The following is a 25,445-nucleotide window of genomic DNA, read 5'->3' as shown; positions in this document are numbered from 1 at the left end:
TCCTCGGTCAGCTACCGCGGATGTACCGTGCTGACGGTTCACCGATCCGGGTGCTGCTCGTCGATGACGAGCGCGCGCTGACCAACCTGATCAGGATGGCCCTGCAGTACGAGGGCTGGGATATCGACGTCGCCCACGACGCCGCCGAGGCCGTCGCCAAATACCGCGCCGCCACCCCGGATCTGCTGGTTCTCGACATCATGCTGCCCGATACCGATGGCCTCGGTGTGCTAGCCCAGATCCGCGAATCGGACACCTACACCCCGACGCTGTTCCTCACCGCCCGCGATTCGGTGGCCGACCGGGTCAACGGGCTGACCGCCGGCGGCGACGACTACATGACCAAACCGTTCTCGCTCGAGGAACTCGTCGCCCGGCTACGCGGATTGCTGCGGCGCACCGCCTATCTGACCCCGGCCGAGGACGAGACCTTGACCGTCGGTGACCTGTGCCTCGACATGGCCAGCCGGTCGGTGACCCGCGGCGGCGAGGCGATCGCCCTGACCTCCACCGAGTTCGACCTGCTGCGATTCATGATGCGCAATCCGCGACGAGCGTTGGGCCGCAACGAGATACTGCAGCACGTGTGGGACTACGACTTCGGTGGAAAGACCAGCATCGTCGATCTGTACGTGTCGTATCTGCGCAAGAAGCTCGACACCGACTGTGAACCGATGATCCATACCGTGCGCGGTGTGGGCTACCTCCTGCGCGCCGCGCCGTGACGCGCATCTGGCGCAGCTGGACCTTGCTCAAGCAGTTGGTCGTCGGCGTCTCGGTGGTGGTGATGCTGGTGGTGGCGACCATCGGGACCATGTCGGTGCTGACGCTGCGGTCATCGGTACTGGGCATCATCGATGCCCAGTTGGCGGCCGCGGCGCAGGGCTACGCCAGTTCGGTCACCAAATACCGCAGCACGCCGAGCGCCGACGGTGAGCGGCCCGCGCCGGGCACCATGAAACCGCTTACCCACCTGATCGGCCAGGCGCCCGGCAATGTCGTGGCGCTGATCCAGGACGGACAGGTCGTCGATGCCGCGCACTTCCTTGACGGTGCGGCCGAGCCGGCACCGGCTGCGGCCGTCGCCCGGATCGCGGAGATGTCGTGGGCGGACCCGCAACCCCGCACCGTCGAGCTGCCCGGTCTGGGTTGGTACCGGATGGTCAGCGGTCCCGGAGACGGGAACGAGGTCCTGGTCACCGGGGTGTCGCGGACCCCGGCCTGGCAGGCGATGGTCCGCGAGACGGCGGTGGTCTCGGTGATGACGCTGCTGGCGCTGGTGGTCACGGCGCCGAGCACGCTGGCCCTGGTGCGGTTCGCGCTGCGCCCGCTGCACCGGGTGTCGGCGACCGCCGCGGAGGTGGCGGCACTGCCGCTGGACCGCGACAACCATGTCATCACCCCGCGGGTGCCCGCCGGTGACACCGATCCGCGCACCGAGGTCGGGCTGGTCGGCGCCACCCTCAACACGCTGCTCGACCACGTCGAACACGCGCTGTCCGATGTCGCCGCATCGGACCGCAGGATGCGCCAGTTCATCACCGACGCCAGCCATGAGCTGCGCACCCCGCTGGCGGCCATCCACGGCTACGCGGAGCTGACCCGGCAGGACAGCGCATCGCTACCGAAGATGACCGAGTACGCGCTGGCCCGGATCGAGGGGGAGGCGAGCCGGATGACCACGCTGGTCGCCGACCTGCTGCTGCTGGCCCGCCTGGACGAGGGTCAGGACCTGGACTGCACGGAGGTCGATCTCACCGAACTCGTGACCGACGCCGTCAACGACGCGGCGGTGTCCGCACCGTCGCACCGCTGGCTGGCCGAGGTGCCCGACCATCCGGTGTGGGTGCTCGGTGACCGGGCCCGGCTGCACCAGACGGTCGCGAACCTGCTGTCCAACGCCCGGGTGCACACGCCGGAAGGCACCACCGTGCAGACGTCGATCGTCGCCGGCCCGGCGCATGTCGATCTGACCGTCGCCGATGACGGACCCGGAATCGACGCCGACCTGCTGCCGCACCTGTTCGAACGATTCGTGCGCGCCGACAAGTCGCGTTCCCGGGAGGCCGGCAGTTTCGGCCTCGGCCTGTCCATCGTATCGTCCATCGTCGAGGCGCATGGCGGCTCCATCGAGGCTCAATCCAGTTCGGGGCAAACAGCTTTCATCATGCGTATCCCCACCGTCGAGTCGCCGGCCTACAGCCCGATGCGCCGGTAGCGGTGCAGCCGGGTGCCGACCCGTTCGATATCAGACATGGCGCGCAGCCGGTACAACTCGCCGGCGATGGACGCCGACAGCCGTGCGGTGAAGGCCATCGGTTCGTCGGCGGCGTCGGGTTGCTCGGGGACGATGACGTCGACGATCCCGCTGCGCAGCAGATCGGCCGACCGGATGCCTTGAGCGGCAGACAGTTCCGGCGCGTGATCGGTGTCGCGGTACACGATGGCGCTGGCCCCTTCCGGCGGCAGCGGCGCCAGCCAGCCGTGCTGGGCGGCCAGCACCCGGTCGGCGGGCACCATCGCCAGCGCCGGGCCGCCGCTGCCCTGACCGAGCAACACCGACACCGTCGGGACCTGCAGCGTCACCAATTCGGCCAGGCAGCGCGCGATCTCGCCGGCCAGGCCGTCCTGCTCGGCCTCGACCGACAGCGCCGGGCCCGCGGTGTCGATGAACGACACCAGCGGTAACCGCAGACCGGCGGCCAGCGCCATCCCGCGGCGCGCCTCCCGCAGCGCCTCTGGGCCCAGCATCCCGAGGCGGCGCTGGCCGAGCACCACCGCGGGCTGGCCGCCGAACCGGGCCAACGCCAGCAGCGTCTGACCGGAACTCGCTGTGCCGATTCCCCGGTCGCTTCGCTCCTGCCCGCCGCCGGACGCCGACAGCACCACCGGATCGGTCGCGCCGTGTCGCAGCACAAACTCGGCGCCCGGGCGGTCGGGCCGCCGGGAGGCCAGCACCGAATCCCAGGCCGGGATGTCGGGAATGTCGGCGAGTTCGGGGGCCGGCGGGGGCGGGCCGGGCGGATCGAGGATCACCGCCAGCGTGCGGTTGAGCACCGAGCGCAGCACCTCCAGCGTCACCACCCCGTCGATGACGCCGTGGGCATACAGGTTCTCCGCGGTCTGCACCCCGGGCGGGAACTTCTCGCCGTAGAGATGCTCGTACACCCGGGGGCCGAGGAACCCGATCAGCGCGCCGGGCTCGGCAGCGGTGACGTGCCCGAGCGAACCCCAGGACGCGAACACCCCGCCGGTGGTGGGGTGGCGCAGATAGACGATGTAGGGCAGATGCTCGCGCTTGTGCAGTTCGACCGCGGCCGCGATCTTGACCATCTGCAGGAAGGCGACGGTGCCCTCCTGCATGCGGGTGCCGCCCGAGGCGGGGGAGGCCAGCAACGGCAACCGCTCGGCGGTGGCGCGGGTGATCGCCGCGGTGATCCGCTCGGCCGCGGCCACCCCGATCGAGCCCGCCAGGAAGTCGAACTCGCAGGCCAGCACGGCCACCCGCCGCCCGAACACGGTGCCCTCCCCGGTCAGCACCGATTCGTCCAGACCCGTTTTCTCGGCCGCCGCGGCCAGTTCCGCGCGATAGGTGTCGGACTGGGCAACCTGCAGGGGCGCGCTGTCCCAACTGCGGAAGGAACCCTCGTCGAGGACGGCATCACGTAGTGCCAGCGCGCTGCTCACACGAGAAGGCTAATAGGCTGGGGTCCATGATTGGAGTGACCCGCGACGGCAACGTCGTCACCCTGGAAATGCAGCGCCCCGAGCGTCGCAACGCACTCAACGCCGCACTCGTCGACGGCCTACGGGAAGAGATCGAGAAAGCCAGCCAGGATTCGGGGGCCTCCGGCGTTCGCGCCATCGTGCTGACCGGGCAGGGCTCGGTGTTCAGCGCGGGCGCCGATCTGTCCGACGCCGAGGGCGTGGCGCGGGACCTTCCCGAACGAGCGAAGCAACTGAACCTGGCCATCGACGCCAGCCCGGTGCCCGTCGTGGCGGCGCTCAACGGGCCCGCGATCGGCGCCGGGGTCATCCTGTCGATGATCTGCGATCTGCGGGTCGGCGCCCCCGGCACCTACTTCCAGTTCCCGATCGCCAAGTACGGGCTGGCGCTCGACAACTGGTCGATCCGCCGGCTGGTGTCCCTGGTCGGGCACGGCCGGGCCCGCGCCATGCTGATCGCCGCCGAGCGCCTCGATCTGGACACCGCTACCCAGACCGGCATGGTCAACCGGGTCGGCGACCTCGCCGACGCGCAGGCCTGGGCCGCCGAGATTGCCGGTTACGCGCCGCTCTCGGTCGCGCACTCCAAGCGCGTCCTCAACGATGACGGCGCCTACGAGGAGCCGTGGCCCGCGCACAAGGAGGGCTTCGACAAGGCCTGGGCCAGCCCGGACGTGATCGAGGCCCAGGTGGCCCGGATCGAGAAGCGCTCCCCGAACTTCCTCGGCGCCTGATGTTCGCCCAGGCGGCCCGGTTGCTGGGCGGCACCGCGGCAGTCGTCGCCGGTGGCTGGGTGCTGCGGGCGGTGCAGGGCGCACCGTCGGCGCTCGGTGCCGCCGACATCGGCCCGGCGGCCAAGAAGTCGCCGAACTATGACGGCGGTGTCTTCGTCAACCGGGAACCGGCCTCGCCCTTGCAGCTGAGCAGGGCCGATCAGTTCGCACTGGTGCGCGACATCCTGGCCGGCGGGCAGCAGCAGCGCCCGCCGCGGGAGATCCCGCTGGTCCGCCCCGCCGTCGACATCCCGCCCGCGGATCTGGGGGTCACCTGGTACGGGCATTCGTCGGCACTCATCGAGGTCGACGGCTACCGGGTGCTGGCCGACCCGGTGTGGAGCGAGCGATGCTCACCGTCCCGGGTGATCGGGCCGCAGCGCCTGCACCCGGTGCCCGCCGAACTCGACGAGTTGCCCGCCATCGACGCGGTAATCATCAGCCACGACCACTACGACCACCTCGATATCGACACCATCAAGGCGTTGGCCCGCACCCAGCGCGCCAAGTTCTACGTGCCGCTCGGGATCGGTGCGCACCTGCGCACCTGGGGCCTGCCGCCCGAGCGGATCGTGGAACTGGACTGGGATGAGGGCGCCGAGCTCGGGTCGATACGCCTGGTGTGCACCCCGGCGCGGCATTTCTCCGGCCGCTTTCTGACCCGCAATATGACGCTGTGGTCGTCCTGGGCGGTGATCGGTCCGCGGCACCGCGTCTTCTTCGGCGGCGACACCGGGTACACGCCCGGTTTCACCGGGATCGGGGACGCCTACGGGCCGTTCGACCTGACCCTCATGCCGATCGGGGCGTACCACCCGGGCTGGCCGGACATCCACATGAACCCGGAGGAAGCGGTGCGCGCCCACCGCGACGTCACCGACACCGGGCTGCTGGTGCCGATCCACTGGGCGACATTCCGGCTGGCGCCGCACCCGTGGTCGGAGCCGGTGGAGCGGATGTTGCGCGCGGCCGCCGCCGAGGGGGTGTCGGTGGCGACGCCGAAACCCGGACAGCTGGTCAGTGCATCCTCGATCAACCCATGGTGGCGGGACTGACCCGATAGCGTTGACGCCGTGAGACTGATCTTGAGCGTCGGCGTGGCCGCCGTGCTGCTGGCCGGATGCGGGACGCCCACCACGGATCCGCCGGGCACGACGCCGGCAGCGTCCATCGAGTCGCCCGCCCCGGTGCCGCCGCTGGTCCCGGCGATGCCGTTGCCGCGCAACGCGGTCGAGAACGCGGTGTCCCAGCTGGACGAGTTGGCCGCCGACCTGATGGAGAAGTCGGGTGTGCCCGGAATGGCCGTCGCCGTGGTGCACAAGGGAAAAGCGATCTACGCCAAGGGGTTCGGTGTACGCGACGTGCGGTCCGCCGAGCCGGTGGACCCGGACACCGTCTTCCAGCTGGCGTCGCTGTCCAAACCGGTGAGTGCCACCGTGGTGGCCCGGCAGGTCAGCGAGCAGGCGATCGGGTGGGACACCCCGGTGGTGGACAAGCTGCCCTGGTTCGCGCTGTCGGACCCCACCGTCACCCGGATGGTCACCATCGGGGACCTGTTCTCGCACCGCTCCGGGCTGCCCGATCACGCCGGGGATCAGCTGGAGGACATCGGGTACGACCGCCGCGCCGTGCTGGAGCGCCTGCGCCTGCTTCCGCTCGATCCGTTCCGGATCTCCTATGCCTACACCAACTTCGGTCTCACCGCGGCCGCGGAGGCGGTCGCCGCCGCGGCCGGCAAACCGTGGGACCAGCTTGGCGCGGAGACACTGTTCGCCCCGCTCGGAATGGGCTCCACCAGTTACCGTTTCGCCGACTACGAATCCATGGCCAACCGGGCGGTGGGGCACACCCGGATCGCTGACGGCGAATACCGGCCGCAGTATGTGCGCGACGCCGATCAGCAGGCGCCCGCCGGTGGGGTGAGTTCCTCGGTCAACGACATGACGCGCTGGATGGCGATGGTGCTGGGCGAGGGCAGCCACCGCGGCCGGCGGGTGATCGACGCGGCGGCGCTGTTGCCCGCCACCACCCCGCAGGTGGTGTCCAGCCGGGCCACCGAGCCCGCGATGAGGTCGGGCTTCTACGGTTACGGGTTCAACGTGGGCACCACCTCGGGCGCGCGCATGGAGCTGAGCCACTCGGGCGCCTTCGAACTCGGCGCGGGGACGAACGTCCTGATGGTGCCCTCGGCCGAGGTGGGCATCGTGGCCCTGACGAACGGGACGATGTCGGGGGTGCCGGAAGCCCTGACCGCGCAGTTCGCGGATCTGGTGCAGTTCGGCGAGATCCGGGAACCCTGGTATGACCTGTACCGGTCCAAGCTCCTGCCGATGAGCGATCCGGTGGGTTCGCTGGTCGGACAGAAGCCGCCGGCCACACCGCTACCGGCGGCGGCCTTGTCGACCTATACCGGCACCTATGCCAACGACTACTGGGGGCCGGCGCGGATCGCCGAGCGCGACGGCCGGCTGCACCTCGCCCTCGGTCCGAAGCTGGATGTGCCGCTGACCCACTGGGACGGCGACATTTTCACCTTCGAGTTCGTCACCGAGAACGCGCCGCCGGGAACGATCTCGAAGGCCACCTTCGACGGGGACACGCTCACGCTCGAGTACTTCGATGAGGCGGTATTCACCAAGTGACGACCATGATGTCAGGCCTGTCCGATGCCGAGGTCGCCCAGCGGGTGGCCGACGGCCAGACCAACGACGTGCCGACCCGGGCGGCACGCAGCGTCTCGGAGATCGTGCGCGCCAACGTCTTCACCCGCATCAACGCGATCCTCGGCGTGCTGTTCGCCATCGTGGTGGCCACCGGGTCGCTGATCAACGGGCTGTTCGGGCTGCTGATCGTCGCCAACAGCGCCATCGGCATCATCCAGGAACTGCGCGCCAAGCAGACCCTGGACAAGCTTGCCATCGTCGGGCAGGCCAAACCGGTGGTGCGCAGGCAGTCCGGAACCCGCGCGCTCGCGCCCAGCGAAGTCGTCCTCGGCGACATCATCGAGGTGGGTCCGGGAGACCAGATCACCGTCGACGGGGAAGTGCTGGAGGAGAACAACCTTGAGGTCGACGAGTCGCTGCTGACCGGTGAGGCCGACCCGATGGCCAAGGACCCCGGCGACAAGGTGATGTCGGGCAGCTTCGTTGTCGCCGGCTCCGGCGCCTACCGGGCCACCAAGGTCGGGCGGGAGGCCTACGCCGCCCAGCTCGCCGAGGAGGCCAGCAAGTTCACCTTGGTGAAATCGGAACTGCGCAGCGGCATCAACAAGATCCTGCAGTTCATCACCTATCTGCTCTGGCCCGCCGGTGCGCTGATCATCTACACCCAGCTGTTCACCACCGACGCGGGCTGGCGGGAATCGGTGCTCCGGATGGTCGGCGCACTGGTGCCGATGGTGCCCGAGGGCCTGGTGCTGATGACCTCCATCGCGTTCGCCGTCGGCGTGGTGCGACTCGGGCAGCGCCAATGCCTGGTGCAGGAACTGCCCGCCATCGAGGGCCTGGCCCGCGTCGATGTGGTGTGCGCCGACAAGACCGGCACGCTGACCGAGAACGGTATGCGGCTGTCCGACGTGAAGGCTGTCGGTGGCGGTGATGCGGCCCAGGTGCTGGCCCAACTGGCCGCCGATGACGCGCGCCCGAACGCCAGCATGGCGGCCATCGCCGAGGCCTACGGCACCGCGCCCGGTTGGACGGCCACCGCGGCGGCGCCGTTCAAGTCGGCCACCAAGTGGAGCGGCACGTCCTACGGCGAGCACGGCAACTGGGTGATCGGCGCTCCCGATGTGCTGCTCGACCCGGCCTCGCCCGAGGCGCAGGAGGCCGAGCGGATCGGTGCGCAGGGTCTGCGGGTACTGCTGCTGGGGTCGTGTGAGCACTCGGTGGACGCCCCGGACGCCCCGGGGGCCGTCACCCCGGCCGCGCTCGTCATCCTGGAACAGCGGGTGCGCCCGGATGCCCGCGACACCCTGGATTACTTTGCCTCCCAGCAGGTCACGGTCAAGGTGATCTCCGGGGACAACGCCAAATCGGTGGGTGCGGTGGCCGGGACGCTCGGCCTGCACGGGGAGACGCTCGACGCCCGTCAGCTGCCCGAGAACTCCGATGAGCTGGCCGCCGCCGTCGAGCAGTACACCACCTTCGGCCGGGTGCGCCCGGACCAGAAGCGGGCCATGGTGCACGCCCTGCAGTCCCGGGGGCACACGGTGGCGATGACCGGTGACGGCGTCAACGACGTGCTGGCCCTCAAGGACGCCGATATCGGCGTGGCGATGGGATCGGGCAGTTCGGCATCCCGCGCGGTGGCCCAGATCGTGTTGCTGGACAACAAGTTCGCGACACTGCCCCATGTGGTGGGGGAGGGCCGCCGGGTGATCGGCAATATCGAGCGGGTCTCCAACCTGTTCCTCACCAAGACGGTCTACTCGGTGCTGCTGGCTGCACTCGTCGGCATCGGCGGCCTGTCGGCCAAGCTGTTCGGGTCGGATCCGCTGCCGTATCCGTTCCAGCCGATCCACGTCACCATCGCGGCCTGGTTCACCATCGGCATCCCGGCGTTCATCCTGTCGCTGGCGCCGAATTCCGAACGGGCGCGTCCCGGCTTCGTGCGCCGGGTGATGACCTCGGCGCTGCCCGCGGGCGTCGTGGTCGGGCTGAGCACCTTCATCTCCTACCTGCTGGCCTATCAGGGCCGGGGCGCCTCCGAGGTCGAGCAGACGCAGGCCTCCACCACGGCGCTGATCACCCTGCTGGTCGGTTCGGTGTGGGTGCTGGCCGTGGTGGCCCGCCCCTACGAGTGGTGGCGCATCGCGCTGGTCGCGGTGTCCGCACTGGCCTATGTGGTGATCTTCTCGATACCGCTGGCTCAGCGGACGTTCCTGCTGGACCCGACCAATGTCGCGCTGACCTCGATGGGGCTCGCCATCGGCGCCGTCGCCGCGGTGATCATCGAGGTGGCCTGGTGGGTGGAGGGCCGATTGTCGGGTGAACCCCGCACGCTGTGGCGCTAGGGTTGGCGTCATGAGTTTCCTGGACAAGGTGAAGGGCCTGGTGGCCAAGAACGCCGACAAGGTCGATACCGCGATCGACAAGGCGGGTGACCTGGTCGACAAGAAGACGCAGGGCAAGTACGCCCAGCATGTGGACAAGGTGCAGGAGGCCGCCAAGAAGGCCGCCCGCGACCAGGCCGGCACCCCGCCGGTACCGCCCACCCAGCAGTCCGGCCAGGTGCCGCCGGCCAACGAACCGCCGACGGCCCCTCCGGCCTCCTGACGGTGGCGAAGCTTTCCGTCTCCGTCGACGTTCCCCTGCCGCCGGAGCAGGCCTGGCAGGCCGCCTCGGATCTGGCCCGGTTCAAGGAATGGCTGAGCATCCACAAGATGTGGCGCTCCGAGCTGCCCGAGACGCTGGGCAAGGGCACCGAGATCGAGTCCATCGTCGAGGTCAAGGGCATGCTCAACCGGGTGAAGTGGACCATCGTCAACTACAAGCCGCCGGAGTCGATGACGCTCAACGGCAACGGAGTCGGCGGGGTCAAGATCAAGCTGATCGCACGGGTCAAGCCGGTCGCCGAAAGTGCCTCGGTGCAGCTGGACATCCACCTCGGCGGGCCCGCGCTGTTCGGCCCGATCGGCATGGTGGTCGCGGGCGCGCTCAAGAGTGACATCCGGCAGTCGCTGGACCAGTTCAAGCGGGTTTACTCGTAGTCGCTTCTGCAGGATTGTGCGGAATGGTTGTTATCGAGTACGCGATTGCCACCATTCCGCGGATTTTGGGCACGGCCCGCGATGAGTTTTCGCGGGCACCCGAGTCGGTACCGGCATGACAACCTCACACCCTCTGGGCGCCCCCTGCTGGATCGACCTGTCCACCTCCGAAATCGGGCGCGCACAACAGTTCTACGGTGCGGTCTTCGGCTGGACCTTCGAGTCCGCCGGGCCTGAGTACGGCGGCTACGTCAGCGCCTTCGTCGACGGCGTCCAGGTGGCCGGGCTGATGCCGAATGACCCGCAGTGGAACATGCCGGACCGCTGGAACACCTACCTGCACACCGCGGACGCCGATGCCACCATCGAGGCGATCACCGCCGCCGGCGGCTTCAGCTGTGGGGGAGCAATGGACATCCCGGCCAAGGGTCGGATGGCGATGGTCTGCGACCCGACCGGCGGCATGATCGGATTATGGCAGCCCACAGAGCATCTCGGCTTCGAGGCCACCGGGGTGGCGGGCGCACCGGTCTGGCACCAGCTGACCACCCGGGACTTCGCCGAAACCCTGGACTTCTACCGCGCGGTGTTCGGCTGGCAGGCCCAGGTCGAGGCGGACTCCGACGAGTTCCGTTACAGCACCGTGGTGTTCGACGGCGAACAGCGCATCGGCGTGATGGACGGCGGCGCGTTCATGGCCGCCGACGAACCGTCCAACTGGTTCTTCTTCCTGGGCGCCGAGGACGTCGACAAAGCCCAGCAACTCATCGTCGACAACGGCGGCAGCATCACCCGGCCCGCCGAGGACACCCCGTACGGGCGGCTGGCCTCGGTGGCCGACCCGACCGGCGCCGGTTTCAGCCTTTCCTCGTTGCAGCCCTAACCAGTCCCACTGCAAGCAAACTCAATGGATCCGATCCGTTCACCCGTGGACAGTCGGTCGAGCAGGAGTCCTCGAATGGTGGCGTGCGTCTGCTGGTCGTCGTCGTGATGCTCGACTCTGTTTGTCTCTGGTCCCGTCAGTGGCCGAAAAATGGCTTTGACGCCGCGATCGTGTACACCGTTCGGATGAAGGCGCCGCTAGAAGCACGGAAGATACGGACGTGCGCGCAAATCAGTTGGTAGATTTCAGCGGGCGTATCTACAGCGCTGAGCATCCAAAATACAGGAGCGAGTGTGCCGGGTAAGCATCGTTCGGGTCGGCACGCCAAAGCTACAGCTTCCAAGGGTCGCGGCGGCCACCGATCACAAAGCCAACGAGAGCCGTATCGATGGCTAGGGACCGGAGCCATCACGCTCGGCGTCGCGCTGGCGAGCAGCACAGGCGTTGCCCATGCTGACGACTCCGCATCGGGAACTTCATCCGGTAACGAAAAAAGTGGCGCCTCTATTGAGTCCCGTACTGCAGCCCCTTCACATGGTGCAGCTGACAAACCGAGTTCGACGTCGACGGTGTCGAGCTCGAACTCACATCCTTCGAATTCTGTAGAGCGCCGCGGAGCACAGGCGAGGCCTACGTCGTCGGCTGGCACCGCTGTGTCCAACCCGGATGACGATGTGGATGACGGCGACGGAGTGAAACGTGCGCTGACTGCGCCATCGGCTACCGCCCGAGAAGGTCAAAGCTCCGAGTTCGAGCCTGTCGTTTCACATACGGAAGGTGATCCGGGCGACGGTGTTGATATCGACGTCCCTGTGGGCCCTGTTGAGGTCGACACCGAGGACGTCATACCCGATGTGGCCGAGACTCCGGCGCAGCCGGTTCCGGTCGTCGCGCCGACGGGGCCTGCTGCCGAGAAGGAAGTGCCATCGGCACCGGATAGATCCGATTCGTTCCCGATGAAAAACACTACGGGTGGGCTGGTGCCTACGAATGAGGCCCGCGGTGGTGTGGTGCCGAACGACACTCCAGATCGAGTCGCTGACCACGAGTCCACGGTACAGCTGGTCTCATCAGCGGCCGGCGAACCGAATGTGCAGCGGACCAACATCGCTGCTGCTCTCCATGCGCCCACTCAGGCCGGCCCAACCGTCGCAGCGCCAAGCTTCATCGATACGCTGCGGGCGCTGCCGGGCACGCTGATCAGTGGGGTTCTGCATGCCGTCGCTTCCGCACTCGCGCCGCTGATTGGTCCCGGGGCGCCGCTTGATAATCCGTCCCTGTGGGGAGCGTTGGAGCTGTTGCGTCGTCAGTTCGATCAGGCCTATGCCAACCACACACCCATTGCGGCCCCGGTACAGACCGGTCAGGATCTCGGCAACGGTCAAGTCCACGGCACCTTCGGCGCTTCCGATCCCGACGGTGACGCCCTGACCTACACCGTCCCTGCGAGCGGCGCCGGCGCACCCGCGCACGGAACCGTCACCGTGGACCAGTCGACCGGGACCTGGACCTACACCCCGAACGATAACGGCACCCCCTTTGACTATGGCGATGACTACACCGGCACGGATTCATTCGCCGTGATCGTCAGCGACGCCACCGCTGGTCCCCATATCCACGCCGTCGGTGCGACCCACGCAGTGGTGGCTTGGGCGTCAGTGCAGGTAATTGGCGTCGCAGTGAACCCCGAAAACCAACTCCCCGTGCCGCCGGCCGTCCCGCCAACCCGGACCGTCGATCACAGCGATGGGACGGTTGTCAGCACCATCGGCTGGACGGACCCCGACGGTGACGTCCTGCGCTACTACAGCTCTTCCAATCCCAGCGCGACGACGTGGACATCCACGACCGAGCGGGGCGGGACGGTCACCGTAACCTCAACCGGCGCTTACGCTTACACCCCGGAAGTGGCCGATAGGCTCAACGCATACACGCATCCTGACCAGGGAACCGATACGTTCAGTGTCGTGGTTACCGACGGGCGCGGCGGTACCCAAACCATTGATGTGCACGTCGATATCGATCCCACCGACGTCTCCATCACCAGAACCGTCAGCGCAGCTCTTCCGGCAGACGTGTTGAACTACTACCGATCCGTGGGTAGCGACGGCACCGTTGCGTTCACGAACTCCACACTCGTGAGCGGCACCGCCGACCAATACGAGACCACGGTGATCGTGTTACGTCCCGGCGCCATCACCCCCATCACCACGACCATTGCCGGCAACGCAAATGACGCCGCCCAGATCGGCGCCGATGGCACTGTGGCACAGACAACGTTTATCTATACAGGCAACGCCGTGAACCCGTATGCGATGACGGTGACGGTACTGCGCCCCGGCGTCACCACCCCGCTCACCATGACTGCAACCGGGCGATCGGTACGCCCAGCATTCGTAAGCGCCGACGGCGCTGTCACTTTCGTTACCCATACCCGTTCGTCTAGCTCGGTCGAATCATACGAAGTGACTGTCACCAGGCTGTCCTCTGGCGCCACCACCCCCATCATCGGCAGTATCACAAGCACCCTTTCCCCGGAGTACAACGTGCGCATCGGGACGGACGGCACCGTCGCGGTCCGTACCGCCGTCACTGGATCGGGTACCGCCGCCGACCCCTTCCAGAACGCAGTCGCAGTGTTTCGACCCGACGCCGCCGCGGCCGAAACAACGACCGTCACCGGATACTTGTCCACTGAGGTTTACGACGACGACGATGAGTCGTGGTGGGTATGGGCAGACGGCACGGTTGCGCTCATTACCGCCACGCCCTCTGAGATTGCCGGTGGCACTATTCTGACCACGGTTACTCTGCTGCGTCCCGGCGCTGCCCTTCCCGACGTCACCACGGTCGCTGGCCCGGCAGGTAGTCGGGTGCTGGCTGGCGATGGCTCCCTCGTGCTCACGACCTCGGCCGGTTCCGGTAGCTCCGGTGACCCGTATCAAACGACGGTGACGATTTGGCGGCCCGGGCTCGCCGTCCCGACAGCGACGACAGTTACCGGACAACCATTCTGGGGTACGCAGGTGGGCGCAGATGGCACCGTCGCGTTGACCACCAGTCTCCCTACGGACAGCGACGGCGACCCGAACCATCTCACGGTGACCGTGCTACGCCCCGGCGCCGAAACACCGGTCAGCACCACCACCGTGGGATGGTCCTCGATCTTCTTAGGTTTTCCTCTTGGAAACTACTACTTCGGCCCGGCACGGGTGGATGGCGGCGGTGTCGTTACGCTGATCACCGTCATCGATTCAGGCGAAGAGAACAACATTCAGGTCACCGTGTTGCGCCCTGGTGCTGACACTTTTGACACCCTCACTCTTCCCTACGGATTGCCTTGGGGTCTAGCGCAGGTCGGTACAGACGGCACCGTCGCAGCTCTAACTTCCTCGGCGTCGGGGAGCGGCGCTGACTCGTGGCAGAGCTTTGTTGCAGTGTTGCGCCCCGGGTCAGCCGCCCCCGTCACCACGTCGGTTGTTGGAATGCCTCTGGGGGCACCGCAAATGAACGCGGACGGCACCGTCGTTCTGACAACTCTTGTCCAGGACAATTTGCAGGTCTACTTGATGCAGAGCGTGATAACTGTCGCGGCGCCGCCGTCCAACACGATGTAACTCCATAGAGTGTGGTGCAGTGGTGTTTGAGATCGAGGCTAACCGGCGCTCAGCGCGAAGTCGGCGAAATCGAAGCCCGGCACCACCACACAACTGACCAGGGTGGGCTCCTGATCGCGCGGCATCGCGCGCTGCCAGTGCCCGGGCGGCACCACCGACTGCGGCTGCTCGCCGGCGGCGATATCCGGTCCGAGCAGCACGGTGTGCGCCGAGTCCTGCTCGCGGCCGACCTCCAGCAGCAGCGGGCTGCCCCGGTGGTGCAGCCACAGCTCGGCGCTGCGCACGGTGTGCCAGGCCGACTGCTGGCCGGGCATCAGCAGGAACAGGATCGCCGTTCCGGCGCTCCGCGGCCCGGTGTAGTCCGACGGCAGCACCGACTGGGGGAACGTCAGCTCACTGCGCCAGGTTTCGCGGTACCAGCCTCCTTCGGGGTGCGGGGACAGGTCGAGCCGGCGGGCCCAATCGGGTAGTTCCGTCATGGGGACCCAGGGTACGCAGGGCGACCCGATAACCTGAGGCGCATGGCTCGATTGCGTCCCGGCTGGCTGGTTGCGTTGTGCGCGCTGGTCCTGGCGGTGAGTGCCTGGCTGCCGTGGCTCACCACGACCGCGGACGGCGGTGGCCGGGCCAACGCGATCGGCGGCAAGGTCGGGGCCATCGGGGTGCCGCCGCCGGGCTTCGGGGTCGGGCAGTTGATCGTGCTGCTGGCGGCGGTGCTGATCGTGGCCGCCGCAATGGCCGCCCGGCAGTTGTCGGCGCGACTGGCATCATCTGCGGCACTGGCGCTTTCGATGATCGTGGCGGCGCTGATCGGCTGGTACTTCCGGCTCTATGTGCAGGCGCCGGTGGCACCCGGATACGGCATGTACCTGGCCGCGGCGATGACGGTGCTCGCGATCGTGCTGTCCGTGTTGGCGATGGTGGTCGCCTGGGCGCACACCGGGGCGCATCGATGAGCTTCGTGGAACCGGTGGTACTGGCCGGGCGGCGCTGGGTGACGCTGGAACCGCTGCAGGCCGGGCACGCCGCGGAGATCGCGGCGGCCGCCTCGGACACCGGCGACCTGTGGTTCACCAATGTGCCGACACCGGATACCGCGGCCGCCTGGGTGCAGACCAGACTGGCCGATCCGCACGGGTTCACCTTCGTGGTGCGCAGCCTCGACGGCACCGTGATCGGGTCGACGAGCTACCTGAACATCGACGGACCCAACCGTCGCCTGGAGATCGGTGCCACCTGGTATGCCACCACCGCGCGGCGGACCGGGGTGAACACCGAGGCCAAGCTGCTGCTGCTGACACACGCCTTCGAGGTGCTCGACTGCGTGGCCGTCGAGTTCCGCACCCATTTCTTCAACGCGACCAGCCGGGCCGCGATCGAGCGCCTGGGCGCCAAACTCGACGGCGTGCTGCGCAGCCACCAGCTGCTGGCCGACGGGTCGCGCCGGGACACCGTGGTCTATTCGATCCTGGACATCGAGTGGCCCGCGGTGCGCAACAATCTGGCATTCCGGCTAGTGCGGTGAGGGCCAGGACAGTCGGGATCGTTGGCCGCCACGTCGTCTGCGATGGTGCCGTCGATCAGCCCGTCCTCAACAGCACGTTGGAACAGTTCAGCCCTGGTCTTCGCAGGACGACCTGCCGCCTCGTACTTTCTCATGATCCGTATGAGGTGCGTTCGCAGCGTGACTGCGGAGATCTGCAGTTTCTTCGCGGTCGAGTCACTAGTCCCAGCGAGCCACGCGATCAGTATGTCGCGCTCACGGTCGGCGAGTTTGGGTAAGCTGTTCGGGTCCATGTCCCGTTCGCTTCTTTGGTCGGCACCGAAGGTGTGCGAGTTCAGACGTTGAAGTGCTGACCGTTGCGGTCGACCCACAGTCCTTGGTTGATGTTGTAGACCGGTGTGGTCATCCCGCCGCGATACCAGGGGCGTTTGCACCAGATGACACCGGTCAGATTGTTGGATGCGCGCAACTTCGCGCGGATCTTGATGGTGCGGCCGTTCGACTTTGGAACGGACCCGTACTGAGAGCCCATCTGGACGGCAACAACAGAACCGCCACCGGTGGCATTGCAGCGCCAGTCAGCGAAACTGACGGTAATGGTGGCATTCGAGGCCATCGCTGGAGGGGCTGCGCCGAGGCCCAGCATGGACGCGACGAGGAACGCCAATAGGTTCTTCCAAATCCGCGTCGTCACGGATCGAACCCTCGAACGTCCGAACGTAGTCGCGGTAGCGGCGGGCAGCTTTTGGATGTGTGGCAAGGTTTGTCGCTCCTGGTTCTCTGATGTGTGAGGCATGAGTTTCATCGCCTGTTGGACGTCGCGTATTACGCACTCCACCAGAGTTTTTCGACATTAGGACGTTCGGCGTACATCGCTGGGCGGGGAGGCGATCCCCATTTTCTGCACGCAATGCCGCGTATCCGAGTGGCCCCATGCTGGTTTGCGCAGGCGCCATGCGAGGCGCCTCACCGACCCGGAAGTGGGAATCAGAACCAGTGAACGCCAACAAGCTTGACAAGTTCGCGGCATCTATTCGGCACGGTATTCTCGCAACTGCGGTGGCCGGTCTCGCCGCGCTGGCAATGCCGGCCGTGGCGTACGCCGATGCGAGCGCCACAGTGAAGGCGCAGACCCAGCGGATGTCCGCGCCCACCCTGCAATCCACGCAGTCCGGTTGGTATGGCGTGGGAACCCGGCTGACGCTGGTGTGCTCGGCGCGTGGGCAGGCGGTGAAGGGATACTTCAGCCCGCACCTTCCCGGCGGTTGGGACAATCTCTGGTACAAGACGTCGGATGGGCATTTTGTCGCCGATGTCGACATCGAGACCGGAACCCTGAACGCCGTGGTGCGCGATTGTGGTGCGGCGCCCCAACCGGCACCCGCTGTGCAGTCGGCGCCGGCCAACGGACGTCCGAAAGGCGGGACAATGCAGTCCAATCCGCTGCACGCCTTCGCAGGGTACTGCACCTGGGGCGCACAGGAGAAGGTACGAGCCAACGCCGGCTACTACATCTCGGCGCTGAAAGGTAACGCCGAGCAGTGGGACGATCAGGCGCGGGCGGCAGGCTGGAAGGTGGTCGCCGATGCGCAGCCGCGCTCGATCGTGGTGTTCGAACGGTCGCTGGTCGGCGGCGTGGGCCATGTCGCCTGGGTGGACGCCGTCAACGGCAGGAACGTCACCATCACCGAGATAAACTATGGCCGCGGTGCCACCGCTGCCAACGGCTACCGGACGGTGGGGTTCAACCGCTTCACGACGCGCACGGTGACCGACGTGCCGGGGATGAGTTACATCCTGGTGCCATGACGGTTGCCGGATACGGCTGGCTGCCCGCGTAGCTGCGGCCTGCACTCAGAACGATCTGGCCGCCAGAAGCCAGATAGAGCGGTCATCACAGTTCAGCGATGGACAGCTGCGCTCTGTTGAAGATTGGGTGAACTCACTCACGCGTGTCGATGTTCAGGTGATCGCCGAGAAGCGCCTTCCAGAACGCGATCACCCGATCTCGGTCGGCGGCACTTAACGGAGGCTCTGGCTCGCCCAGGTTGAACCAGGTCACCGGTAGCGACCAGGTACCGAAATCAGGAGCTTCCGCCTTGACGGATGAAGCGGCACTCGTCGGATCTGTGGGGGGCGCGGTGAGATTCGCCAAGGGCGTGCTGTTCATCCCGCTGGAGATGACCAATATCTGCTCGGGCTTCTGTTGTTGGGCCGCAAGCAGTGCCCCTATCAGATCTGTGCCTTCGCCCTTCGGTTCGGTCACCTCAGAATCAATGAAGGTGGTGAGGCAATCCGCCAACAATTTGGCCCGCAGATTATCGGCATTGGTGCTGGTATCGCCGGGCCGCAGGTCCAGATTATGTGGGGGGCTGATGGTGGGAAAGACCGATTCCCCGCTCACTCCCAGTGTCTGCAAGAGTGCACCTGTCTTGGCCTCGACGCCTTTATCCTGTGCGGCCGTGAGAATATCGGTGAGTGACGACGGCACCGCGACGTCGGTGCGAGCGGATTCTGTTCGATCGACGACGACCACCACCCTTACCGCGTCAGGATTGGCCGCTTGTTCACTTGCAGCGGCGCAGATATCGGCCTCGGCCGCAGGCTCGGATTCGTCGCTGCCGGAACTGCACGCGACCATGCCGATCGTTGCCAGTGTTGATGCGAACAAAACGGCGAGTCGACGCATTCGGCCGAGTCCTTTCCCGGAAGGATAAGTAACTAGCGGCGACAGCCTAGTGGGAAGAACTGATGCGAGCACGCTTTGTACGTCGTTCGGCTGACGAGGTCGGATTTTGACTTGCGCGGACGCGCAAGCGTGCCGATGATACGTTGCGGAGCGGTGTGCTTGTCGTTGCTGGATGTGCCGTGTCAAGCGGAGGATGGTGGGGGTTGTGCTGAGTCGATGGCTGCCGCGATGGCTCGAGAGTCGGCGTCCGATATTGGGCGACGACGCCACGACAACGGAGATGATGTCCAAGCTGTCGGGTATCCCCAGCAGTTCCGAGAATGGCGCCCACGATCTGGAACGCGCGGCACTTGCGTTGCAACTCGGAGCAGCCCAACGCATTGACTCGCAGAGTCGCCGTAAGCTCACCCGAGCAGTACATCGGGTCGAAGACGCGGAACGCCGCTATCGCATAGCCAATGCTCGCGTCGACCGTTTCAAGTCCGGGTCCATGGTTCGGTCTCTACTGGCGAACGAGCAAGCCGAGATCAGCCGTGCACAGCGACGAGCAGAAGACGAAATCGACCGTTCGACTCCCAAAGTCAGGCCGATAACGGTCATCTTCGGCGAACTGGTTCTGCTGGTGGCAGAGTTCGCCTTCTACTTCGACATCTTCGGTAGGTCATTGCAGGATGACTCGCCGTTCATAGTGCAGGCGTTCACGGCGATACTGGCGCTATTGGTCCCGGTGGTCGGCATCATGAGCGCCAGGTTCTTTGCCGGGGCGGTGCACTATTTGCGAGCTGGGGAGTCTCGACGTAGCGCGATGGTTTTCGTGACGTCGTCGACCCTGCTACTGGCAGCGGCCTGCTTTACGACGATCAGACTGGTGGAGTGGCGCTATCAGGCAGAGGAAGAGGCAAACTTCGGTGCGGTGGAACATCCGCCCGGCACCATCATGGCGATTGTGTTTGCGGTGTTCATTCTCGTGGACGCACTGACGCGGGCGTTCATGTTCGACCCAGCTGAAAGCACCAGCATCGGCCGCAGGTGGAAGGCTCGATACACGCGTGCTGTCGATTGGTTGCTCTTGCTTCGAGAATCCGCAGCCTTGACCCGCTGGCAGAAGAAATGGTTCACGGCAAAAGCGCTGGTAGAGAAACTCAAGAATGATGCCGATCAGGAACTGCTCAGTGCGACCGTTGGCATCCTGTTGAACCGGGGTGCGTCCGGGCGTCCGGCGAGCAAACTGAGATCGGCCGACTACGCGTTCGAACTAGACGGTGAAGTTGTGTCCGGTGATGGTCAACGCCTTATCAAGGTGGCGCGGAACTCTGGAGCACCCGACGAACAACTGGACGAGTCAAATTCGCACGTGTTTCTTCCACACCGGTTGATTCGGCTGGCAATTGCCCGACTCGAAGCGGTACGCCCCCCCGACGACCCAGAGCAGGAGCGTCGCGATGCCAGAAAAGATCTGGCACAAGACATCAAGGCCCCGCACGACATGTCGAGGGTAGAGAACTCGGTACCACCGGCAGGCAGTTCCCAGCGGGTGCAGCCGCCACATGGGTTTGTCAGTGCAATCGACAGTGCAGTTTCGGCGTCAGCTCCCAATGGTTAGGCCGGCATTCTCATTGCTTACCACAGAGATTCCCGAGGACTGACGCGTGGTGCACAGCCTTCGGCCCGCGGGAGCGATCCAACCGCTCGGAGGCCGTCGCAGAGTCTCCTGGAGCCGACTCGCAGCGTTGGCTCTGGTTGTGCTGCTCCTTGCTGCGTTGATCTGGTGGATGCTGGATCGTCGCGACCCGAAATCTCTGAACGACACCTATCTTTCTGGTGATCGAAATGTGGGTTGCGTCCGGGTTTTCATCGCGAGCGATGAGTCAGGATCAATGTACGAGTTCATCGGACCGCGGTCACAGGCTCTCGCTCAGCTTGTGGAGTGGGCTCCCACGAACTTGCGTGGTGACGACGAGCTGTCGGTGCTCGCGTTCAGCGGTCAGACCGAGGTAGCAATGCCTCCTACTGCGATCGCAAACAGTCCCGCACCGTTGGCGACGCCGGGCCCGACCGATGGGACCTCGTTGAATGCACTGTTGACCGCGATTCGTGAGCTTCCCCGCTCTCAGTGTGTCCAGTCGTTGGTGCTGTTGTCTGACGGCAAGTTTCACGACCTGCCGTCGAGCGAGGGTATGGCTCGACAGGAACTGAGAGACGCGGGTATCGACAAGCTGTTTCTCCTCGTGCCGGGTAAGGACATCGTCGTGGCAGGCGAATGGCCGACCCTGTACCCATACGCGACTCCTGTTGTGTTCGACGGCACCGACCCGGACAAGACCGGTCTCGCATTCGGAAGTGCCTTTGCGGATATCACCGGCCAGGATCTCGACAAGCGTTGATGCCGCTGCTGGATTCGCACCGATCATGCGGTGTCTCAGCGATTCTCTCGTAGACCGGCAGACCCTCTCGCGGAGTCAGCCCGTTGGGGCGATTGCCTCGACAGAATCGGTTCGTTTTCTGTTGAGGTGAAATGGATGCATCTCGAAAACAACCGACAAGGAGTCGTTGGATGACCATTTCATCGAGCAGCCGATCCGCGCGGAGTGGGCGTCGAAGCCGACCGGCCCACGTGTGGCCGGTCTGCGCTCACAGCGGGAAGCAACGCCTGGGCGAACGAAAAGACGTGCGGCTCGCCATCGAGGCCGCGCAATCGATGCTAGCGCAAGCCCTCTCGAAGAGCGTTGTGCCAGTTGGACTGTGGTGCGCGGATATCGGTGCGTCCATTGCCATGGCTGGCACCTGACCTCACAGCCGAAACGGCGATCCAGCTGCGGCGACGCGCAGCGGGGCTAGAAACCGGTGAGTTCCTGCCCCCGAGCGAGCGCGTTGCGGGCAGGGCAGGCCGTATTGCATGGCGGCAATGAGCGGCCATGCCGGTGCGGTCTAGTGGAGCGATCACGGACACCGCAATGAAAGGTACGACGACGAACAACTTCGTGAACCACCCGCACGAACGCACCTCCGTAGCAGGTCTGGAGCTCATGGGTTTACGCCCGAACTCGCATGCTGCGGCGACGCACCTGCGCTCCGAGCTACCGATGGTACTCTCCGGCATCATTGCCGAAATCGACGGTGCAGAAATGGAACTCAGCCTTTGCACAGGCGAGGATGGCATGGTTGCTGTCACCCTGTGCGCCGATGCTGGCTCCGCCACAGCGTCTGTGTTGGCGGAGTTCGCGGCGGTACTGGAACCGGTCGCGGAATCCGCCAGCGTAGTCGTCGAGCCGTCGCTCGATGCGGTGGTCTGGCCGGTGGTCACCGAACTGCGCGCCAACAGTCTCGGGTTCGTTGCCGAGGCGGCGGTGACTGAGCCGACTGCGGTCGCCTGGTGCGGTACCGCCGAAAGATCGACGACCCAGTTGATGGAAACGTTCGCCGCTCATCCCGGCACTGGAGTCAGTATCCGGATACGGCCGGGTACACACCATGACAGAAGGATCTGGGATGTACGGATGTCGGTTGTCACCCGGGGAGAGGAACCGTCCATACGGTTGAGATCATCAATCCGCAGACGTCATCCCGGGCTGCGGTTGGGGAGCGTCGGCGACGACGCCCCGTGGTTGCGGGTCAGCCAGGATCAGCTGGTGAACTTCCTCGACATACCTGTTGCCGGCAGCGAGCCACTCCCAGGTTCCTACACCGCTGCCGCCGCGCCGATCCCGGTTTCACCGTCACGAGGCAGCGTCGGTTCTGGATTGTGTATCGGCCACGCGCTCACCTCGTCCGGACGCCGGACGCCGATAGAGCTGTCGAAGAACGAACGACTGCGGCACATCCATGTGCTCGGCCAGACGGGTACCGGCAAGTCCTCAGCTTTGGCAGGTATCGCACGGCAGGTTGCCGAGGGCGACGGCGGCATGTTGATCGCTGATCCGCACGGACAGTTGTGTGAGCGTGTACTGGCTGAGATGCCGGACAGTGCGAGTGATCGGGTGTGGCTGATCCGATGCGGAGACACCGAGAATCCGGTACCGATCAATCCGCTGGCCGAGACGGATGTTGCGCGCCGTGATATCGCGATTTCCGAGTTGTGCGCGATGTTTCAGTACCTGTTCGACAAAGCGGAGACCGGTATCGTCGGTCCGCGGTTCTCCGAGCGTGTGGCGATGACCCTACGCACGTTGGCAGAGGCCCATGGCCCCCGCGCTTCGCTGCTCGACGTGCCCGAAACCACCGGCGATGACGAGTTTATGGAATCGGTCATCAGCGGTTCCGCAGACGCCCGGCTGCGCCGCTGGTGGAAGGTCCACAAGATGGAACGCTCGTCCAATGAGCATGGTCAGGTGTTGGCTTGGGTGAACAGCAAGTTCGATTCTATTTCCAGCACTGTCGCGATGCGCGCCATCTTGGGGTCAGGGACGAACGCCATCGATTTCGCCAAGGCAATGGACGAGGGAAAAATCATCCTGCTGGATCTGTCCAAATCCGAGTTGGGGGAGCAGGCGAGCCGCTTGCTGGGATATCTGTACCTCGGCAGGATCTGGCACGGTGCATTGGAGCGTGAACACCGGGCTAGACCGTTCACGGTGATCGTCGATGAGGCGCACACCCTGATTTCCGGGGCATTGACGAACATGCTCGCAGAAGGGCGCAAGTTCGGACTGTCTGTAGTGCTGGCCCACCAGCACATGGCGCAGCTCGACATTGATCTCGGCCCAGCGGTGAAGGGAAACGTGGCTACCACCATCGCTTTTCGGAGCGCGGTCAGCGATGCCAACGAGATTCGGCAACGGTTCGGTGACATGGTCGACACATCGACACTGGTCACGCTGCCCGACCTGACCGCCGTTACGCTTCGGTCGGCGGCTGCTGGGCCAGCGTTTCCGCACACCCTGGTGATCGACCACAATGAACGCGGCTACGCCAGGGCCGGCCGGGATCTGGATGATCACATTGCAGAAGTGATGCGCCGCACCTATTTAGACATCGTCGACCCGTACCGGGTGGCCACTGTGGCTGCCGGCCGCGGGGTGTCGAACCTCACCGCGCTCGCACGTCCGAAGGCACCTGAGCCCGGCAGCGGCGGCGGCCCGCCGCAGAAGCCAGCGCCCCGGCCGGGGTCAAGCGGTTCATTTCTCGACGAATGGTTGGAGAAACGCAAGGGCTTGGTACAGAGCGCGGTTTCTGATCCGGAACACGGGGATTGAGGTCATTCCGGATCCGCTGACATCTGGAATTCCCGACCGGGCCGTGGGCTAGTACAGTGCCCGAAAGCAGGTTTCGGCGAGGAGCGATGTGTGACAGTTTTTCTCATCTATCACAATGGCCGGAGCGCAGCGGTTCAACGCATGGCCGCCTATTTGGCGCAACGCGGGGTGGATGCCTGGTATGCGCCGCGCGATATCCCGCCGGGCTCCGAATGGGACCATGAGATCTACACCGCGATTCGAACCAGTGAAGCGCTGGTTGTGCTCTTCGATGCGGCAGCAGACCTGAGCAAACATGTGAAACGCGAGATCGACATTGCCGACAAGGCTGATATCCCCATTCGCTGGCTGAAATTGGAGGCAGTCGCCCCGGAGAAGCTTGGCTACTACCTTGGTTCCTTGCAGTGGATCGACTGGCTCGATGGAGGTGATAATGCCTTGAATGACCTGGTGCGGTCGCTACGGCGGACGCCGCCCCCCAGCGCACCGCGAGTTTCCGAAGAAGCCGTCCGCAAAGCGATCGCCAGGAAGGCGCGAGCACGCTCCGTTCCACCGACACTGACGGTGCGGCCGGTTCTTGTCTCTGCTGGTGGTCCGACCGCGCGCCCTTCTGCGACCCGACGTGCCTATGTGCTCAACGACAAGTGGGAGCGCGATCCGATCCTGTGGGTATGCGGGGCACGTCTGGAGGAGCGGAGCGGCTCAGTCACCGTGGGCGGCGGCGCGAGCGGAAAGTGGCGAGCAACTGGGGCATCATCGGACGTTCCTGCTCGACATCATCAGTCGCGCCGCCTTTTAGGAGGCTTTTCAGAGAGACTGTCTGTCCGCTATCCATTCCACGCGAAGAACCTGGGAACTCTTAGCGGCGTGATGAATTCAGTATCCAGGGTGGTGTCGGCGCGCATCGCTGTGCACATCGGTGATCTGGGTGCCGACACCGCTGAAACCGCCCGGGAGCTACTTCGTCTCATTCCCGGGGGAGACAACGCTGTGCTGCTGGCAGTGTCTCCGGACCAGGTATCGGTAGAACTCGTCTACGGCTGCAAGCTGAAAAGGACTTGGAATAGAAGATGCATCCCCTCTAGCTGTTACAGCGGCGATCACGAGTTTCAGCAACGAACCAAGATATCATTGGCGGGGTGTGTAGCGCCGTACGCGCCTTGCGGGATGGTGTATTCCCGCCCGGAAGGGGAGCCGACTATCGGGATGCTTGATTGCCGCCTACAGGAAGGACAACTCGGTCGTTTCACGTATGAATGCCCGCCCAGCATCTGCTAGGCGGGCACTGTGGTATTTGGAATTACTTCTGGCCGGTACCACGACAGGCCGAGCAGTTCACCCAGTTCCCGAAATC

Annotated in this window: 22 protein-coding genes; 17 read left to right on the top strand and 5 right to left on the bottom strand. The window is 65.5% G+C overall.

Annotated elements, in window-relative coordinates:
• Window positions 1–20: 20 nt before the first annotated feature.
• Both C6A86_RS23770 and C6A86_RS23765 read left to right on the top strand, forming a co-directional pair.
• Window positions 21–725 (top strand): response regulator transcription factor, encoded by a 705-nt coding sequence (locus tag C6A86_RS23770; RefSeq protein WP_199196153.1) that lies wholly within the window; start codon window positions 21–23, stop codon window positions 723–725.
• Window positions 722–2,218 (top strand): cell wall metabolism sensor histidine kinase WalK, encoded by a 1,497-nt coding sequence (locus tag C6A86_RS23765; protein ID WP_233212967.1) that lies wholly within the window; start codon window positions 722–724, stop codon window positions 2,216–2,218. The genes C6A86_RS23770 and C6A86_RS23765 overlap by 4 nt, the downstream gene beginning before the upstream one ends.
• On the opposite strand, the gene C6A86_RS23760 is transcribed toward C6A86_RS23765, so the two are convergent.
• Entirely contained in the window at window positions 2,197–3,687 is a 1,491-nt protein-coding gene (locus C6A86_RS23760) for a carboxyl transferase domain-containing protein (protein WP_311100896.1), read from the bottom strand. The genes C6A86_RS23765 and C6A86_RS23760 overlap by 22 nt on opposite strands.
• A 26-nt stretch (window positions 3,688–3,713) precedes the next feature.
• Between C6A86_RS23760 and C6A86_RS23755 the strand changes: the two genes are divergently transcribed.
• The 8 genes from C6A86_RS23755 to C6A86_RS23720 all read left to right on the top strand — a co-directional run bounded on the left by C6A86_RS23755 (window position 3,714) and on the right by C6A86_RS23720 (window position 14,706).
• Window positions 3,714–4,460: an enoyl-CoA hydratase gene (locus tag C6A86_RS23755; protein ID WP_105362869.1), complete on the top strand. Its 747-nt coding sequence runs from the start codon at window positions 3,714–3,716 to the stop codon at window positions 4,458–4,460.
• Complete coding sequence (locus C6A86_RS23750) at window positions 4,460–5,554, top strand: MBL fold metallo-hydrolase (RefSeq protein ID WP_105362870.1); 1,095 nt, start codon at window positions 4,460–4,462, stop codon at window positions 5,552–5,554. The genes C6A86_RS23755 and C6A86_RS23750 overlap by 1 nt, the downstream gene beginning before the upstream one ends.
• Window positions 5,555–5,572: 18 nt before the next feature.
• Window positions 5,573–7,141, top strand: a complete 1,569-nt coding sequence (locus tag C6A86_RS23745; protein WP_199196147.1) for a serine hydrolase — start codon at window positions 5,573–5,575, stop codon at window positions 7,139–7,141.
• A gap of 5 nt (window positions 7,142–7,146) precedes the next feature.
• The gene (locus C6A86_RS23740; protein ID WP_199196148.1) at window positions 7,147–9,510 is read left to right on the top strand and encodes a cation-translocating P-type ATPase; all 2,364 of its coding nucleotides are present in this window, start codon (window positions 7,147–7,149) and stop codon (window positions 9,508–9,510) included.
• A 10-nt stretch (window positions 9,511–9,520) separates the two neighbouring features.
• Window positions 9,521–9,772 carry an antitoxin gene (locus tag C6A86_RS23735; protein ID WP_105362872.1) on the top strand — a complete coding sequence of 84 codons (252 nt, stop codon included), beginning with the start codon at window positions 9,521–9,523 and terminating at the stop codon, window positions 9,770–9,772.
• Window positions 9,773–9,774: 2 nt separating this feature from the next.
• On the top strand, window positions 9,775–10,206 hold the full coding sequence (locus tag C6A86_RS23730) for an SRPBCC family protein (protein ID WP_105362873.1): 432 nt from the start codon (window positions 9,775–9,777) through the stop codon (window positions 10,204–10,206).
• 115 nt (window positions 10,207–10,321) lie between these two features.
• Window positions 10,322–11,089: a VOC family protein gene (locus tag C6A86_RS23725; protein WP_105362874.1), complete on the top strand. Its 768-nt coding sequence runs from the start codon at window positions 10,322–10,324 to the stop codon at window positions 11,087–11,089.
• Window positions 11,090–11,742: 653 nt separating this feature from the next.
• Window positions 11,743–14,706 (top strand): Ig-like domain-containing protein, encoded by a 2,964-nt coding sequence (locus C6A86_RS23720; RefSeq protein WP_142406949.1) that lies wholly within the window; start codon window positions 11,743–11,745, stop codon window positions 14,704–14,706.
• A gap of 38 nt (window positions 14,707–14,744) precedes the next feature.
• Here C6A86_RS23720 and C6A86_RS23715 read toward each other — a convergent pair whose 3' ends face one another.
• Complete coding sequence (locus C6A86_RS23715; protein ID WP_105362877.1) at window positions 14,745–15,185, bottom strand: cupin domain-containing protein; 441 nt, start codon at window positions 15,183–15,185, stop codon at window positions 14,745–14,747.
• A 42-nt stretch (window positions 15,186–15,227) separates the two neighbouring features.
• Here C6A86_RS23715 and C6A86_RS23710 point away from each other — a divergent pair, with 42 nt between their 5' ends.
• Both C6A86_RS23710 and C6A86_RS23705 read left to right on the top strand, forming a co-directional pair.
• Window positions 15,228–15,662: a hypothetical protein gene (locus C6A86_RS23710; RefSeq protein WP_105362878.1), complete on the top strand. Its 435-nt coding sequence runs from the start codon at window positions 15,228–15,230 to the stop codon at window positions 15,660–15,662.
• Window positions 15,659–16,231, top strand: a complete 573-nt coding sequence (locus C6A86_RS23705) for a GNAT family N-acetyltransferase (protein ID WP_105362879.1) — start codon at window positions 15,659–15,661, stop codon at window positions 16,229–16,231. Before C6A86_RS23710 ends, C6A86_RS23705 begins: the two co-directional genes overlap by 4 nt.
• Here C6A86_RS23705 and C6A86_RS23700 read toward each other — a convergent pair.
• The gene (locus C6A86_RS23700; protein WP_142406950.1) at window positions 16,165–16,503 is read right to left on the bottom strand and encodes a LuxR C-terminal-related transcriptional regulator; all 339 of its coding nucleotides are present in this window, start codon (window positions 16,501–16,503) and stop codon (window positions 16,165–16,167) included. The two genes, C6A86_RS23705 and C6A86_RS23700, sit on opposite strands and share 67 nt — an antisense overlap.
• A 41-nt stretch (window positions 16,504–16,544) precedes the next feature.
• Window positions 16,545–16,904: a hypothetical protein gene (locus C6A86_RS23695; RefSeq protein ID WP_142406951.1), complete on the bottom strand. Its 360-nt coding sequence runs from the start codon at window positions 16,902–16,904 to the stop codon at window positions 16,545–16,547.
• Between the two features lie 365 nt (window positions 16,905–17,269).
• Here C6A86_RS23695 and C6A86_RS23690 point away from each other — a divergent pair, with 365 nt between their 5' ends.
• Window positions 17,270–18,019, top strand: coding sequence for a CHAP domain-containing protein (locus C6A86_RS23690; RefSeq protein WP_158263255.1), 750 nt, complete (start codon window positions 17,270–17,272; stop codon window positions 18,017–18,019).
• 133 nt (window positions 18,020–18,152) lie between these two features.
• On the opposite strand, the gene C6A86_RS23685 is transcribed toward C6A86_RS23690, so the two are convergent.
• Window positions 18,153–18,899 (bottom strand): hypothetical protein, encoded by a 747-nt coding sequence (locus C6A86_RS23685; protein ID WP_142406952.1) that lies wholly within the window; start codon window positions 18,897–18,899, stop codon window positions 18,153–18,155.
• A gap of 283 nt (window positions 18,900–19,182) precedes the next feature.
• Between C6A86_RS23685 and C6A86_RS23680 the strand changes: the two genes are divergently transcribed.
• From C6A86_RS23680 to C6A86_RS23665, 4 genes are all read left to right on the top strand, one after another.
• Window positions 19,183–20,502, top strand: a complete 1,320-nt coding sequence (locus tag C6A86_RS23680) for a hypothetical protein (RefSeq protein ID WP_311100895.1) — start codon at window positions 19,183–19,185, stop codon at window positions 20,500–20,502.
• A 127-nt stretch (window positions 20,503–20,629) separates the two neighbouring features.
• Window positions 20,630–21,283: a hypothetical protein gene (locus tag C6A86_RS23675; RefSeq protein ID WP_142406849.1), complete on the top strand. Its 654-nt coding sequence runs from the start codon at window positions 20,630–20,632 to the stop codon at window positions 21,281–21,283.
• A 570-nt stretch (window positions 21,284–21,853) separates the two neighbouring features.
• The gene (locus C6A86_RS23670) at window positions 21,854–24,091 is read left to right on the top strand and encodes a type IV secretory system conjugative DNA transfer family protein (protein WP_158263224.1); all 2,238 of its coding nucleotides are present in this window, start codon (window positions 21,854–21,856) and stop codon (window positions 24,089–24,091) included.
• A gap of 90 nt (window positions 24,092–24,181) precedes the next feature.
• Window positions 24,182–25,369 (top strand): DUF5130 family protein, encoded by a 1,188-nt coding sequence (locus tag C6A86_RS23665; RefSeq protein ID WP_311100894.1) that lies wholly within the window; start codon window positions 24,182–24,184, stop codon window positions 25,367–25,369.
• The last annotated feature ends 76 nt before the right edge of the window (window positions 25,370–25,445 follow it).

It is taken from the genome of Mycobacterium sp. ITM-2016-00316 (assembly GCF_002968335.2).
Lineage (GTDB): Bacteria > Actinomycetota > Actinomycetes > Mycobacteriales > Mycobacteriaceae > Mycobacterium.
Note: the sequence above shows the minus strand (reverse complement) of the source record. Positions and strands in the feature narration are given on the sequence as shown.

Excerpts from the sequence above, each read along its gene's own strand:
- C6A86_RS23770 (WP_199196153.1), top strand. The coding sequence starts at position 21 with ATGTACCGTGCTGACGGTTCACCGATCCGGGTGCTGCTCGTCGATGAC.
- C6A86_RS23755 (WP_105362869.1), top strand. The coding sequence starts at position 3,714 with ATGATTGGAGTGACCCGCGACGGCAACGTCGTCACCCTGGAAATGCAG.
- C6A86_RS23750 (WP_105362870.1), top strand. The coding sequence starts at position 4,460 with ATGTTCGCCCAGGCGGCCCGGTTGCTGGGCGGCACCGCGGCAGTCGTC.
- C6A86_RS23740 (WP_199196148.1), top strand. The coding sequence starts at position 7,147 with ATGATGTCAGGCCTGTCCGATGCCGAGGTCGCCCAGCGGGTGGCCGAC.
- C6A86_RS23735 (WP_105362872.1), top strand. The coding sequence starts at position 9,521 with ATGAGTTTCCTGGACAAGGTGAAGGGCCTGGTGGCCAAGAACGCCGAC.
- C6A86_RS23725 (WP_105362874.1), top strand. The coding sequence starts at position 10,322 with ATGACAACCTCACACCCTCTGGGCGCCCCCTGCTGGATCGACCTGTCC.
- C6A86_RS23715 (WP_105362877.1), bottom strand. The coding sequence starts at position 15,185 with ATGACGGAACTACCCGATTGGGCCCGCCGGCTCGACCTGTCCCCGCAC.
- C6A86_RS23710 (WP_105362878.1), top strand. The coding sequence starts at position 15,228 with ATGGCTCGATTGCGTCCCGGCTGGCTGGTTGCGTTGTGCGCGCTGGTC.
- C6A86_RS23705 (WP_105362879.1), top strand. The coding sequence starts at position 15,659 with ATGAGCTTCGTGGAACCGGTGGTACTGGCCGGGCGGCGCTGGGTGACG.
- C6A86_RS23700 (WP_142406950.1), bottom strand. The coding sequence starts at position 16,503 with ATGGACCCGAACAGCTTACCCAAACTCGCCGACCGTGAGCGCGACATA.
- C6A86_RS23685 (WP_142406952.1), bottom strand. The coding sequence starts at position 18,899 with ATGCGTCGACTCGCCGTTTTGTTCGCATCAACACTGGCAACGATCGGC.
- C6A86_RS23680 (WP_311100895.1), top strand. The coding sequence starts at position 19,183 with ATGTCCAAGCTGTCGGGTATCCCCAGCAGTTCCGAGAATGGCGCCCAC.
- C6A86_RS23670 (WP_158263224.1), top strand. The coding sequence starts at position 21,854 with ATGAAAGGTACGACGACGAACAACTTCGTGAACCACCCGCACGAACGC.